The 13,567-nt window shown below is 72.7% G+C and carries 12 protein-coding genes; 4 read left to right on the forward strand and 8 right to left on the reverse strand.

Annotation, left to right across the window (positions count from 1 at the left end):
- Window positions 1–382: 382 nt before the first annotated feature.
- Window positions 383–1,588 (reverse strand): geranylgeranyl reductase family protein, encoded by a 1,206-nt coding sequence (locus tag PS467_RS07105; protein WP_311034495.1) that lies wholly within the window; start codon window positions 1,586–1,588, stop codon window positions 383–385.
- 169 nt (window positions 1,589–1,757) lie between these two features.
- Between PS467_RS07105 and PS467_RS07110 the strand changes: the two genes are divergently transcribed.
- Window positions 1,758–3,119, forward strand: coding sequence for a dipeptidase (locus PS467_RS07110; RefSeq protein ID WP_311034496.1), 1,362 nt, complete (start codon window positions 1,758–1,760; stop codon window positions 3,117–3,119).
- A gap of 110 nt (window positions 3,120–3,229) precedes the next feature.
- Here the strand turns inward: PS467_RS07110 and PS467_RS07115 are convergent, their stop codons facing one another.
- Both PS467_RS07115 and PS467_RS07120 read right to left on the reverse strand, forming a co-directional pair.
- Window positions 3,230–4,312, reverse strand: a complete 1,083-nt coding sequence (locus PS467_RS07115; protein WP_311034497.1) for an NUDIX hydrolase — start codon at window positions 4,310–4,312, stop codon at window positions 3,230–3,232.
- Between the two features lie 305 nt (window positions 4,313–4,617).
- On the reverse strand, window positions 4,618–5,595 hold the full coding sequence (locus PS467_RS07120) for an ROK family protein (RefSeq protein ID WP_311034498.1): 978 nt from the start codon (window positions 5,593–5,595) through the stop codon (window positions 4,618–4,620).
- Window positions 5,596–5,738: 143 nt separating this feature from the next.
- On the opposite strand from PS467_RS07120, the gene PS467_RS07125 reads away from it, so the two are divergent.
- Both PS467_RS07125 and PS467_RS07130 read left to right on the forward strand, forming a co-directional pair.
- Window positions 5,739–6,812: a LacI family DNA-binding transcriptional regulator gene (locus PS467_RS07125; RefSeq protein ID WP_311034499.1), complete on the forward strand. Its 1,074-nt coding sequence runs from the start codon at window positions 5,739–5,741 to the stop codon at window positions 6,810–6,812.
- A gap of 159 nt (window positions 6,813–6,971) precedes the next feature.
- On the forward strand, window positions 6,972–7,424 hold the full coding sequence (locus tag PS467_RS07130; protein ID WP_311034500.1) for a hypothetical protein: 453 nt from the start codon (window positions 6,972–6,974) through the stop codon (window positions 7,422–7,424).
- A 40-nt stretch (window positions 7,425–7,464) separates the two neighbouring features.
- On the opposite strand, the gene PS467_RS07135 is transcribed toward PS467_RS07130, so the two are convergent.
- On the reverse strand, window positions 7,465–7,848 hold the full coding sequence (locus PS467_RS07135; protein WP_311034501.1) for an SHOCT domain-containing protein: 384 nt from the start codon (window positions 7,846–7,848) through the stop codon (window positions 7,465–7,467).
- A 178-nt stretch (window positions 7,849–8,026) separates the two neighbouring features.
- Between PS467_RS07135 and PS467_RS07140 the strand changes: the two genes are divergently transcribed.
- On the forward strand, window positions 8,027–8,659 hold the full coding sequence (locus PS467_RS07140; RefSeq protein WP_311034502.1) for a GAP family protein: 633 nt from the start codon (window positions 8,027–8,029) through the stop codon (window positions 8,657–8,659).
- A gap of 32 nt (window positions 8,660–8,691) precedes the next feature.
- Here PS467_RS07140 and PS467_RS07145 read toward each other — a convergent pair whose 3' ends face one another.
- The 4 genes from PS467_RS07145 to PS467_RS07160 form a co-directional block, all read right to left on the reverse strand.
- The gene (locus PS467_RS07145) at window positions 8,692–9,909 is read right to left on the reverse strand and encodes a hypothetical protein (RefSeq protein WP_311034503.1); all 1,218 of its coding nucleotides are present in this window, start codon (window positions 9,907–9,909) and stop codon (window positions 8,692–8,694) included.
- 200 nt (window positions 9,910–10,109) lie between these two features.
- On the reverse strand, window positions 10,110–11,381 hold the full coding sequence (locus PS467_RS07150; protein WP_311034504.1) for a DUF6986 family protein: 1,272 nt from the start codon (window positions 11,379–11,381) through the stop codon (window positions 10,110–10,112).
- A 254-nt stretch (window positions 11,382–11,635) separates the two neighbouring features.
- The gene (locus PS467_RS07155) at window positions 11,636–12,598 is read right to left on the reverse strand and encodes an electron transfer flavoprotein subunit alpha/FixB family protein (protein ID WP_311034505.1); all 963 of its coding nucleotides are present in this window, start codon (window positions 12,596–12,598) and stop codon (window positions 11,636–11,638) included.
- A 55-nt stretch (window positions 12,599–12,653) separates the two neighbouring features.
- The gene (locus tag PS467_RS07160) at window positions 12,654–13,439 is read right to left on the reverse strand and encodes an electron transfer flavoprotein subunit beta/FixA family protein (protein WP_311034506.1); all 786 of its coding nucleotides are present in this window, start codon (window positions 13,437–13,439) and stop codon (window positions 12,654–12,656) included.
- Between the last annotated feature and the right edge of the window lie 128 nt (window positions 13,440–13,567).

The following is a 13,567-nucleotide window of genomic DNA, read 5'->3' on the forward strand; positions in this document are numbered from 1 at the left end:
CCAGGACCTGGTCATCGGCGGCCCGGGACCGGTGTGTTCCTCCTGTCCGAGACCGGAATCCGGGCCCGGACGCGGACCCCGCCGTCATGCCGACCAGACCGTTACCGCCGCCCGTCACCCCGCCCCCGGTCGCGGGGCGTCGTCGTCCACCCGCGGCTCCAGCCCACCCGTGGCGGATGACGCTCGGGCCCTGTCCGGTGGGCGCCTCGCCGAGACGCACCCCTCGCGCAGGGCGCCGTCGCTCGGGAAGCCCCCAACCCAGGCCACGCCCCTCCCTGAACCGGCATCACCCAGGCCGTACCCCGCCCCGTCCCGGGCCGGCGTCGCTCACGACGCACCCGCCCGGAGCGATGCCCGCCCCGGGGCCGGTATCGCTGCGGGCCTAGCCCCGGTCCATCGCCGCCAGGGCGCGGCGGGCGGCCGGGTGGGTGCGGACGAGGTCGCCCAGGGTCGTGGTGCCGCGGGTGATCTTCGTGAAGGCGCGCCAGGCCGGGCGGAAGCCGGTGATCGCCGCGTGGAACATCCCGGGGCGGCGGGCGAAGACCGCGTAGAGGCGGCGGCCGACGCCCATCTCCACTCCGAGCCCCGCCTTGATCGCGAAGGCGTAGTTCAGGGCCTGGCGGCGGGCGTCCACCGCGTCGTGCGCCTCGGCGACGCGCACCGCCCACTCCCCCGCGAGGCGGCCCGAGCGCAGCGCGTAGGAGATGCCCTCGCGCGTCCACGGCTCCAGCAGCCCGGCCGCGTCCCCGCAGACCAGCACCCGGCCGCGCGACAGCGGCGAGTCGTCGGAGCGGCAGCGGGTCAGATGGCCGGAGGAGATGCTCGGCTCGAATCCGGCGAGGCCGAGCCGGGCGATGAAGTCCTCCAGATAGCGCTTGGTCCCGGCGCCCTCGCCGCGCGCCGAGATGACGCCGACGGTCAGGGTGTCGCCCTTGGGGAAGACCCAGCCGTAACTCCCTGGCATCGGGCCCCAGTCGATGAGCACCCGGCCCGCCCAGTCCTCCGCGACGGTCGGCGGAACGGGGATCTCCGCCTCCAGGCCGAGATCCACCTGGTCGAGCTTCACGCCGACATGCGCGCCTATGCGGCTGGCGCTGCCGTCCGCGCCGACCACGGCCCGCGCCAGCACCGTCTCACCGTCGGCGAGCACCACGGCGACCGTGCGCCGGTCCGGCACGGCCGGGCCGTGCTGCTCGACGCGGGTGACCGCGACGCCCGTACGGACCTCGGCGCCCGCGTCCTTGGCTGCCTCGACCAGGGCGGCGTCGAACTCCGGCCGGTTGATCAGCCCGAAGAGCGCCTGCTTGGAGCGGCGGGTACGGGCCAGCTTGCCGTTCAGCGAGAAGGTCACCGCGTGCACCCGCTCCCGCAGCGGCAGTTCGAACCCCGGCGGGAGCGCGTCGCGCGAGGGGCCGATGATGCCGCCGCCGCAGGTCTTGTAGCGCGGCAGTTCGGCCTTCTCCAGCAGCAGCACCCGGCGCCCGGCGCAGGCGGCGGCGTGGGCCGCGGAGGCACCCGCGGGGCCCGCGCCCACCACGACCACGTCCCATACCGTCTCATTGTCCGGGGCTGCGTTGTCGCTGCTCACGTGTGGATCCGCTCCCAATCGACCGATCTGATCCGCCTACCCGGCATCCTACGGCTCGCCGATGGATGACCCCGCTGTGGGATGATCGGCCACGCGGTCACGAGCCGTACAAACGTGCCCATCGCAGCGCATCCCGCCGCTTGCCCGTCGCAACCCAGGAGTGTCACCCATGGAGCAGGCACCTCTCGCCGCCACCGTCGCCGCCCTACAGCCGCGCGCCAGGGCCGAACTGGCCGAGTTGGTGACCTTCAAGTCGGTCGCGGACCCGGCGCAGTTCCCACGCGACGAATGCGAGGCCGCGGCGCGCTGGGTCGCCGACGCGCTGCGCGCCGAGGGGTTCGAGGACGTGGCGCTGCTGGACACCCCCGACGGCACCCAGTCCGTCTACGGCTTCCTGCCCGGCCCGGCCGGCGCCCCGACCGTGCTGCTCTACGCGCATTACGACGTGCAGCCCCCGCTGGACGAGGACGCCTGGCTCACCCCGCCCTTCGAGCTGACCGAGCGCGACGGCCGCTGGTACGGGCGGGGCGCGGCGGACTGCAAGGGCGGCGTGATCATGCACCTCACGGCCCTGCGCGCGCTCAAGGAGCACGGCGGGGTCCCGGTCAACGTCAAGGTGATCGTGGAGGGTTCCGAGGAGCAGGGCACGGGCGGGCTCGAGCGCTACGCCGAGGCCCACCCCGAGCTGCTGGCCGCCGACACGATCGTGATCGGCGACGCGGGCAACTTCCGGGTCGGGCTGCCGACGGTCACGGCCACGCTGCGCGGTATGACGATGCTGCGGGTCTCGGTGGAGACCCTGGCGGGGAACCTGCACTCCGGCCAGTTCGGCGGGGCCGCCCCGGACGCGCTCGCCGCGCTGATCCGCGTCCTGGACTCGCTGCGCGCCGAGGACGGCTCGACGGTGGTCAAGGGCCTGGCGGCGGACGCGGTGTGGGACGGACTTCAGTATCCGGAAGAGGAGTTCCGCAACGACGCCAAGGTGCTCGACGGGGTCGGGCTGATCGGCTCGGGTACGGTCGCCGACCGCATCTGGGCACGTCCCGCGGTCACCGTGATCGGCATCGACTGCCCGCCGGTGGTCGGCGCCACCCCGTCCGTCCAGGCGAGCGCGCGGGCGCTGATCAGCCTGCGGGTGCCGCCGGGCGTGGACGCGGCCGAGGCGAACCGGCTGCTGACCGAGCACCTCCAGTCCTCGGTGCCGTGGGGCGCGCGGCTCTCGGTGGAGCAGGTCGGTCAGGGCCAGCCGTTCCGCGCGGACACCACGAGCCCGGCGTACACGGCGATGCGGGAGGCGATGCGCCTGGCGTACGACGGGCAGGAGATGGCGATCGCCGGACAGGGCGGCTCGATCCCGCTGTGCAACACCCTGGCCTCGCTCTACCCGGAGGCGGAGATCCTGCTGATCGGGCTGAGCGAGCCGGAGGCCCAGATCCACGCGGTCAACGAGAGCGTCTCCCCGCAGGAGTTGGAGAAGCTCTCGCTCACCGAGGCGCTGTTCCTGGGGATGTACGCGGCGGGCAAGGGCTGAGCCTCCCCTTCCTGGCCGCTTTGGGTGGCGGCGCTTTCCGTGGCGCCGCTTCCCGTTGCCCTGCTTTACGTGGCCGCGTTTTCCCCCGCACCGCTTGCCGTCGCACCGCTTTACGTGGCCGCGCTTTCCGTCGCACCGCGGCGGTCAGCCGGTGAGGGGCAGCCCGTGGGGACGCCCGCTTCGAGGTAGAGCGGGCGGCCCTGCTCGCGGGCGCGCAGCGCCCAGCGGAGCCTGCTCAGCCGTACCGGCGGCAGCAGCGCGGCGGCCTCGGTCTCGGTGACGAAGCGCCAGCCGCGCAGCTCGGAACCGGGCAGCAGCACCTCGCGGGCGGCCTCGGTGGAGAGCTTGCCGCCGTCGAAGAGCAGCCGCAGGCCCCCGTAGCCGGGCGGCTGGGGGCGCTCCCAGTCGGCGACCAGCAGCCGCAGCGGTTCATCGAGCCGTACGCCCAGTTCCTCGGTGACCTCGCGCACCCCGGCGCACATCGGGGGTTCGCCCGGCTCGACGACGCCGCCGGGGAACTCCCAGCCGGGTTTGTAGGTGGGGTCGACGAGCAGCACCCGGTCCTCCTCGTCGAACAGCAGCACTCCGGCGGCCAGCGTCTCCGCCGTCGGCTCCGGGGTCTGCACGATGTCGCAGCTCCCGGCGCCCCCGCGGACGGCGTCGGCGATGTGCTCGGCGGTCTGGCGCGGGGTGAGCCCGGTGGTGTCCACGACATGGGCGTCGGCGGTCAGCCAGGTCAGGGCCGCTCGGTAGGGCGCGAGATGGGCCAGGCACCACTGGCGTACGGACTCGCTCGCGTGCGCGTCCCCGGGTATCTCCTCGCGTTCGGCTATCCGCTTGCGAAGGATCGTTTCATCGGTGTGCAGCAGCACATGCCGCACGGGGATGCGACGAGCGGCGAAACCGCCGAAGATCTCATCCCGGTACTCCTGCCGGAGGACCGTCATCGGGACCACGAGCGGGCCGCCGACCTCCGCGATCAGTGCCGCTCCGGTGTCCACGACCAGCCGGCGCCACGAGGGCAGATCCTGGTAGTCGGACACCTGTTCAAGACGTTTGCGCGGGAGCATCATCCGCAGACCGTTACCGACCAGCTCCGGGTCGTAGAACGTGCTGCCGGGCATGAAGTCCACCAGTTCACGGGCCGCGGCGGTCTTACCCGCACCGAATGCACCGTTCAGCCAGACGATCACATTTCCCCCTATTCCATCGCCTCCTGACAGTTGCCCGCATCACCCTGCCACGGAAACGCCCGAAGACGACCGAGTGACGGATCGCGCGGCCCCGGATACCGCGCCCGGTGAAGGGCTCGCGCTCGTCCCTCTGACGGGCTTCGACGCCCCGCGGTTCGCCGACGGGGGCATCGGCTACCTCGAGGACGGGGGCATCGACCACCTCGCGTACGACAACTGCGATAACCAGGGTGTCGACGCCAAGCGGCGCCACCGCCGCGTTCCGGGCGCACGGCCCAGGGGGGAAGAGACGGCGGCAGCGGGGCTCAGCCGCCGGTCGGGGATGTGCCCGCCACCGGGCCGAAGCCCTCCAGCCGGGCCTCCTGCGCCGCCGCGGCGGCCGCGCCCACCAGTCCCGCGTCGGTGCCCATCTGCGCCGGGAGGACCTCCAGTCCCTGGACGAACGACAAGGTCGCGTAGTCGCGCAGGGCGCGCCGCAGGGGCGCGAACAACACGTCCCCGGCGCCCGCCACCCCGCCTCCGACGACCGCCACCTCGATCTCGACGAGCGCCGCGGTCGCGGCGATCCCGGCGGCCAGGGCCTGAGCGGCCCGTTCGAAGGAGGCCCGCGCGACCGGGTCACCGGCCCGCGCCGAGGCGGCGACGGCCTGGGCGCTGGTGTCGCCGTCCGGACCCGGGCGCCAGCCGGCGTCCAGGGCGCGGCGGGCGATGTTGGGGCCGCTGGCGATCCGCTCCACGCAGCCGCGTCCGCCACAGGGGCACAGGTCCCCGTCCAGCTCCACGCTGATGTGGCCGATGTGCCCGGCGTTGCCGGTCGGGCCCGGGTGCAGCCGGCCGCCCAGCACCAGTCCGCCGCCCACGCCGGTGGAGACGACCATGCACAGGGCGTTCTCCCGGCCGCGCGCCGCGCCCTGCCAGTGCTCGGCGGCCGTCATCGCCGGCCCGTCACCGACCAGCGACAGCGGCAGGGCGCCGGTGGTCTCCCGGACCCCGGCGACCAGCGGGAAGTCACGCCAGCCGGGGATGTTGACGGGGCTCACGGTGCCCACGGACGCATCCACCGGGCCCGCGCTGCCGATGCCGACGGCGGCGACCCGGGACCAGTGCGCGGTGGCCGACAGTTCCTTGAGCACGGCGGTGACCTGCCGCATCACCGTCGTGCCGGCCTCCTGGGCGCGGGTGGCGCGGCGGGCGCGTACGACCAGCTTGCCGCTTCCGTCCACCAGGGCGCCCGCGATCTTGGTCCCGCCGATGTCGAGTGCGGCGATGAGGTCACGTGGCATAGGTGTCGACTCTCCTGGTGGGCGTGCTGGTGGCCATGGGCGTTCGGTGTGCGGCACCAGTCTTCCCGCGACTGACAACGTTGTCCAGGGGCTATGCTCGACACTCCTTTCCCCACGACGACCAGCGACGGGACGAGCGCACCGTGACCGACACCGCCCCGGACACCGCCAGCCGCACCCCCACACGCCGTTACGGCACCCGGCCCACCATGAAGGACGTCGCCGCACGGGCCGGGGTCGGCCTCAAGACCGTCTCCAGAGTGGTCAACGGCGAACCGGGCGTCACCCCCGACACCGAGCGCCGCGTCCAGGAGGCCATCACCGCACTCGGTTTCCGCCGCAACGACAGCGCCCGCATTCTGCGCAAGGGCCGTACGGCGAGCATCGGGCTGGTCCTGGAGGATCTGGCCGACCCCTTCTACGGTCCGCTGAGCCGCGCCGTCGAGGAGGTCGCCCGTGCCCACGGCGCGCTGCTGATCAACGGATCCAGCGCGGAGGACCCCGAGCGCGAGCAGGAGCTGGTGCTCGCCCTGTGCGCGCGCCGGGTCGACGGCCTCGTCATCATCCCGGCCGGCCATGACCACCGCTATCTGGCCCCCGAGATGGCGGCCGGGGTCGCCACCGTCTTCGTCGACCGGCCCGCCGGCCGGATCGACGCCGACGCCGTCCTCTCCGACAGCTTCGGCGGCTCCCGCGACGCGGTCGCCCATCTGATCGCCCACGGCCACCGCCGGATCGGCTTCCTCGGCGACCTGCCGGGCATCCACACCGCCGCCGAGCGGCTGCGCGGCTATCACGCGGCGATGAGCGAGGCCGGACTGCCGGTCCACGACGCCTGGGTCTCGCCCGGCCCCACCGACCCGGAGCGGGTCCGGGCCGCGGCCACCGCGATGCTGAACGCCGCCGAGCCGGTCACCGCGCTCTTCGCGGGCAACAACCGGGTGACGGTCACGGTCGTACGGGTCCTGGCCGAGCGCCCCGCGCCCGCCGCGCCGGTGGCCCTCGTCGGCTTCGACGACTTCGAGCTCGCCGATCTGCTCTCCCCCGGGATCAGCGTCATAGCCCAGGACTCGGCCCAGCTCGGCCGCACCGCCGCCGATCTGCTCTTCCGCCGCCTCGACGGCGCGGGCGGGGACCCGCGGCGGGTCGTTCTGCCGACCCGGCTGATCCCGCGCGGGTCGGGCGAACTGCCTCCGCCCGCGACCTCCACGCCCTGAACCGCCCTTCATCGCCCCTGTCCCGTCGCCGCCCGCTCCCCCGAACACCGCTCCCTCTCCGAACGCCTGAACGGCCCCGTCCCGGTTGCCCCGGCCCCCCGTCGCCCCGAGGGTGGACGCGGAGGGCCGGGACCCGGCCGGCGGAACGAGGGAGACGCGATGAGCGGGCGCCGAACGCGGACGATCTGCGCGGTGAGCCTCATGGCCGTGCTGGCGCCGGCCGCCGTCGGCTGTTCGGACGGCGGGGGCAGCCCGTCGTCCCAGGTGTCCCGGGCCTCCGCCGCGATCGCGTCCGCGAAGGCGTCGGCCAAGGCCGAACTGGACAAGATCAAGGGCGGTGCCCAGGCCAAGCGCGAGGTGAAGGTGGGCCGGGTGACCCACGGCGCCGGGGGACGGGCCGTGGCACCGCTGACCGTGACCAACAAGAGCGCGCACACCGCGAACTACGCCGTGGAGGTCACCTTCCGGAACGCGGACGGCGATGTGGTCGACGCCGTCGTGCTGCGCCTTTCCACAGTGCCGCCGCACCGGCCCACCAAGGCCACCGCGCGCAGCCACCGCGCGCTCACCGGCCGCATCACGGCACAGGTGGGCACGGCGGTGCGGTACTGATCCATCGCCACGGTGCCCGTTTGCCCTCTTCTCCGGCCGCTCAGGCCGCGAGCACCTTGGCCTTGGCCCGCTCGTACTCCTCGGGGGTGAGGTCGCCGTGGTTCTTGAGCTCCACGAGATGCTCGAGCTCCTCCGCCCGGCCGGTGGTGGCGGTCGTCCGCACGAACTCCCGGAAGTCCGCCTCCGCCTTCTCGGCCCGCTTCATCTCGCGCACACCCATCTCGCGGCCCCGTGCCACCAGGTACACGAAAACGCCGAGGAAGGGCAGCACCAGGACGAAGACGGTCCAGCCCGCCTTGGCCCATCCGTTCAGCGAGTCATCGCGGAAGAGATCGGCGAAGACACGGAACAGCAGAAACAGCCACAGGATCCACAGAAAGACCCACATCGTGGTCAGAAAGACATTCAGCAGTGGGTAGTCCATCGTCTGCCTCCCGTCGGACACGCCCGGCGGGACCGCGAGGGCCCCACCAGAGCCCACGACCTCAGCTTACGGCGGCCCACCCCGGCGGGGCAGCAGCGGATGCCGTGGGGACGGCCGGGGCGTAGGAATGGGAAGGCGGGGCGTCACCACACGGCGGAGACCGGAAGGGCGGGCGGCCATGGACCTCCGGATCCTTCCACTCGCCGTCACCATGATGGCCGGGCCGCAGATCGTGGCCGCCGTCATCCTGGTGACCACCGCGCGACCGGTGCGGGTGTGCCTGGCGTTCCTCCTCGGGGTGGCGGCCGCGACGACGGCGGGGGTCGCTCTCGCCCTGGGGCTGTGCGGACTGCTGGGGCAGGCCGTCCCACAGGGCAGCCCGGCCGACCCGGGGTCGGCCGCCTCGGTCGTCCAGCTGGTGCTGGTGGGACTGCTGGCGCTGGTCGCGGTGAAGAACGTGGTGCGGCGGCGGACGGTCGAGCCGCCGAAGTGGCTGGGCTCGCTGATGGAAGCCGGTCCCCGTAAGGCGCTCACGACCGGCTTTCTGATCATCCTGTTCATGCCGTCCGACATCGTGGTCATGCTGACCGTGGGGGTGAATCTGGAGCAGCACGAGGCGGGGTTGGCGGCGGCCGTGCCGTTCATCGCCGCCACCGTGCTGATCGCGGCACTGCCGCTGCTGCTCTACCTCCTCCTCGGCGAGCGGGCGCGGCGCGCGATGCCCCGGCTCCGGGAATGGCTCACCACCCACAGCTGGGTGATCAATGTCGCCGCGTGCCTGATCTTCATCGTGCTCATCCTGACGCCCTGACGGCCTGATGACGGCCTGTGGGGCTGGGGGACCTAACCAGAACGCTCCCTGCCGTGCGCCCCCGCCCGGCCCATGGCGGCCAGGAGGGCGACCACCGCGAGGGCGGCCAGCAGGACCACCACCAGGAAGAGCACGGTCAGCACCGTGGGATGGTTCCACAGGGCGAACACCGCGGCCGGCACCAGCAGGACCGCCGTCGTCAGCCCCCGCCGGTGGTCCGCGGTCCAGGTGCCGGCCCGTCCGGTGCGCATTCCGTGGTCCGCGCCCCAGCGGGCCGCGCTGTCGGCGAGGATCTCGGCCCGGCCGCGTACCCTGCTCGGCAGCCGTCCGGGGCCGGCCAGATAGGCGCCGGCCGCCACCACGACGCCGAGCACCAGCACGGTGAGCACGGTGACCCGCAAGAAGCGCACCACCGTGTCGAAGAGGACCGCGGCGGCCTCCCGGGACAGCACGCTCGCCGGCACGTGGTCGAGGCAGTAGCGGCGGCCCACCACGAGGGCCAGCGCCAGGGCGAGGGAGGTCAGCGCGGTGCCCAGGGCCGCGCGGGCGAGCGCCCGGCGGCGCCGACGGGCGAGCAGCACTCCGATGCCGCCGAGGGTCACCGTCAGCGCGGGCAGCCAGTTGCCGGCCAGATCGAGGAAGTGCGCCGACCTCCTGATGGTGGCGAGCCGGTCGGAGTGGAAGAGGACGAGCCGCTGGTGGATGTCGGGAATGCCGGTCACCACAGGGAGTCCGGCGTCCACCAACTGGTCTCTGACCCGTTCCACGGCGGCGCCGACGTTGAGGGTGACGGTGTGGCCCTCGACCCCGACCGGTCCGCCGCCCTTACCGGTGAGGGCGCCCACGACGGCGGTGTGGGCGGCCCGGTTGGCGCCGGTCCACACGGCGGGGAAGTGCTCGCTGTGCACGATGTGCGCCGCGACCTTCCGCACCGCCTGGTCCAGGGCCGAGTCCAACTGCGGGGCCAGCCCCTCGATGGTGTCGGCGGCCCGATCCGGCAGGCCGTGGGCGCGCAGCCAGGAGGCGATGTCGGCGGTGATCTCGCGGCTGTTGTGGCGGATGTCGACGGCCTCGCTGACCTGGTCCACGGCGGTGTCCTGGATCGCCGGGTCCTTCGCGAGCGGGGCGACCGTCGCCACGTAGCGGTCGGTGTCCAGGACGATGTCGTGGACCCACACCGTCAGCACGGACACCGGTACGAGCAGGCAACCGAGCAGGATCAGCAGGGCCGACACGGCGCTTTTGGCCATGACATCCATCTCCCGCCTTCCCCGGCGGGGGCGCATCCCGGGTGACACGTGCGGGTGAGCGAACATGTCCAAGCGGATCAGCGGCCCCGGCGGCGCCCGGACGGCTCCCCGCCCCCGTCGAACCGGCGGGCTCCGGTGGGCCCCTGAGGCTCCGACGGGCCTCAGGACTCCGCTCTGGACCCGGCGGATCTCTGGAGCGATCAGGGGGTGGCCGGGGTGCGGCCTGCCAGGGTGTCGAGGTCGGTGCGGGCCAGGCCGGTCAGTCGTTCGACCTCGGCGGCGTCGAGGGCACCGCAGTCCAGGCCGCGCAGCAGATGGCCGCTGAGTGCCTTGGCGGTGGCCGGTTCGTCGGCGATGCCGGTGCCCCCGACCGTACGGTCCACGTACGCGGCGAGCCGTTCCGCCGCGGCTTCCAGGCCCTCGCGGTAGAAGGCGTAGACGGCGGCGTAGCGGGTGGGGAGATGGCCGGGGTGCATGTCCCAGCCCTGGTAGTACGCGCGCGCCAACGACCGCCGGACCAGGCGGTGGTGGAGCTGCCATGCGTCGTGGACCCGCTCGGTGGGGCCGACGGGCAGGACGTTGGTCGAGCCGTCGGAGAGCCGTACGCCGGTGCCCGCGGCGGCGACCTGCATCACGGCCTTGGCGTGGTCGGCGACGGGGTGGTCCATGGACTGGTGGGCGGCGCCGACCCCGCAGGCGGCGCTGTAGTCGAAGGTGCCGTAGTGCAGCCCGGTGGCCCGCCCCTGGGCGGCGTCGATCATACGGGCGACGGTGGCGCGGCCGTCGGGGCCGAGGATGGCCTGGGTGGTCTCGATCTGGATCTCGAAACCGATGCGGCCCGGGGCGAGCCCGCGGGCCTTCTCGAACTCCTCGCACAGCCGGACCATGGCGGTGACCTGCTCGGCGTAGGTCACCTTGGGGAGGGTGAGCACCAGGCCGTCCGGCAGTCCGCCGGCCGCCATCAGCCCGGTGAGGAAGATGTCGAGGGTCCGGATGCCGCGGTCGCGCACGGCGGCCTCCAGGCACTTCATGCGGATGCCCACATAGGGCGGCGCGGTGCCCTCCGCGCAGGCGGCCGCGACGAGCGAGGCGGCGCGGGCGGCCGCGGCGTCCTCCTCGGCGTCGGGTCGGTGGCCGTAGCCGTCCTCGAAGTCGATGCGCAGATCCTCCACGGGCTCGCGTTCCAGCTTGGCCCGGACCCGGGTGTGGACGGGTTCGGCGAGGTCGTCGGGGAGGCCGAGGACGGCGGCGAAGGAAGCGGCGTCGGGGGCGTGTTCGGCGAGGGCCGCCAGCGCCTGGTCGCCCCAGTCGCGCACGGTGCCGGCGGTGAACAGGTCGGCGGGTACGTAGACGGTGTGGACGGGCTGGCGGGTGCCCGGGGCGCCGGGGTAGCGGCGGGCGAGCTCGGCGTCGACGGCGGCGAGGGAGTCGGCGATGGAGGCCCGTACGGCACCGGACAGGCTGGTCCGCACCGTTTTCTGCGGCTTCCGCGGCTTCCGCGGCTTCCGAGGCTCCTGAGACTCTTGGGGCTGTCGAGGCTGCTGAGGCTTCATGTCCGCTCCTCCCCCACTTCCACCGCTTCCGCTCTGCGGAAACGATGATCCGTACGGCGAAGTTATCGGCGCGTTCGACAGCGGGTCAACACCCACCCGGCAGACGCGAGACCGGCAGACGCGAGGCCCCGCACGCGGATCGCGTACGGGGCCTCGCCAACGCCCTTCGGAGATCAGCCCTTGCGGGTCTTGACCTCCTCGGTCAGCTGCGGGACGACCTCGAACAGGTCGCCGACCACGCCATAGTCGACCAGATCGAAGATCGGGGCCTCGGCATCCTTGTTCACGGCCACGATGGTCTTCGAAGTCTGCATACCGGCCCGGTGCTGGATCGCACCCGAAATACCCGCCGCGATGTACAGCTGCGGCGAAACGGTCTTACCGGTCTGGCCGACCTGGCTGGTGTGCGGGTACCACCCCGCGTCCACCGCCGCACGCGAGGCACCCACAGCGGCGCCCAGCGAGTCGGCCAGCGCCTCGACCACGGGGAAGTTCTCCGCGCCGCCCACACCACGGCCACCGGAGACCACGATCGCGGCCTCGGTCAGCTCCGGACGGCCCGTCGACTCACGCGGCGTACGCGACACCACCTTGGTCCCCGTGGCCTGCTCGGAGAAGGACACCTCCAGCGCCTCCACCGCACCCGCGGCCGGAGCAGCCTCCACCGCAGCGCTGTTCGGCTTCACCGTGATCACCGGAGTGCCCTTGGAAACCCGGGACTTGGTGGTGAACGCGGCGGCGAACACCGACTGCGTGGCCACCGGACCCTCGTCCCCCGCCTCCAGATCCACGGCATCGGTGATGATGCCCGAACCAATACGGACCGCGAGCCGGGCCGCGATCTCCTTGCCCTCCGCGGAGGACGGGAACAGCACAGCGGCCGGGGACACGGACTCGTACGCCGCCTGAACCGCGTCCACCTTCGGCACGACCAGATAGTCGGCGAACTCGGGCGCGTCGGCGGTCAGCACCTTCACCGCACCGTGCTCGGCCAGGGCGGACGCGGTGTTCTCGGCACCGGAGCCCAGCGCGACGGCGACCGGCTCGCCGATACGGCGGGCCAGCGTCAGCAGCTCCAGGGTGGGCTTGCGGACGGCACCGTCCACGTGGTCGACATAGACAAGGACTTCAGCCATGGGAATCGCTCTCCTGCGAAATGCGAAAGATCTGGGTGGTAAAGGTCAGCGCGGCTCAGATGAACTTCTGACCAGCGAGGAACTCGGCGAGCTGCTTACCACCCTCGCCCTCGTCCTTGACGATCGTGCCGGCGGTACGGGCCGGACGCTCCGTCGCACCGTCCACGGCGGTCCAGGCACCTTCGAGACCGACCTCGTCCGCCTCGATCTCCAGATCCTCCAGGTCCCAGGACTCCACCGGCTTCTTCTTCGCCGCCATGATGCCCTTGAACGACGGGTAACGGGCCTCACCCGACTGGTCGGTCACCGACACCACCGCCGGAAGCCGCGCCTCCAGCTGCTCGGTCGCGGTGTCCCCGTCACGGCGCCCCTTCACGGTGCCGTCCTCGACCGACACCTCCGACAGCAGCGACACCTGCGGCACGCCCAGCCGCTCCGCCAGCATCGCCGGGAGCACACCCATGGTGCCGTCGGTGGAGGCCATACCGCAGACCACCAGGTCGTAGCCGGTCTTCTCGATCGCCTTGGCCAGCACCAGCGAGGTGCCCAGCGCATCGGTGCCGTGCAGATCGTCGTCCTCGACGTGCACGGCCTTGTCCGCACCCATGGACAGCGCCTTGCGCAGCGCGTCCTTGGCGTCCTCCGGCCCCACCGTGAGCACGGTGATCTCCGCATCGTCGGCCTCATCGGCGATCTGGAGGGCCTGCTCGACCGCGTACTCGTCCAGCTCCGAGAGCAGGCCGTCCACCTCGTCCCGGTCCACCGTCAGGTCATCGGCGAAACGCCGGTCGCCGGTGGCGTCGGGCACGTACTTCACACAGACAACGATCCTCAAGCTCACGCCGGCTCTCCTACTGCATCGTCTCTTCCGGGCTGCCTTGTGCTGGCAGCATAGGCGCCCTCGGGTGCTCTTCCCGGTCGGTTCGCGGCCGGGGCGGCTCATCCACCGTACGAGATATTACTCGCCAG

Source organism: Streptomyces luomodiensis (assembly GCF_031679605.1).
GTDB classification, from domain to species: Bacteria; Actinomycetota; Actinomycetes; order Streptomycetales; family Streptomycetaceae; genus Streptomyces; species Streptomyces luomodiensis.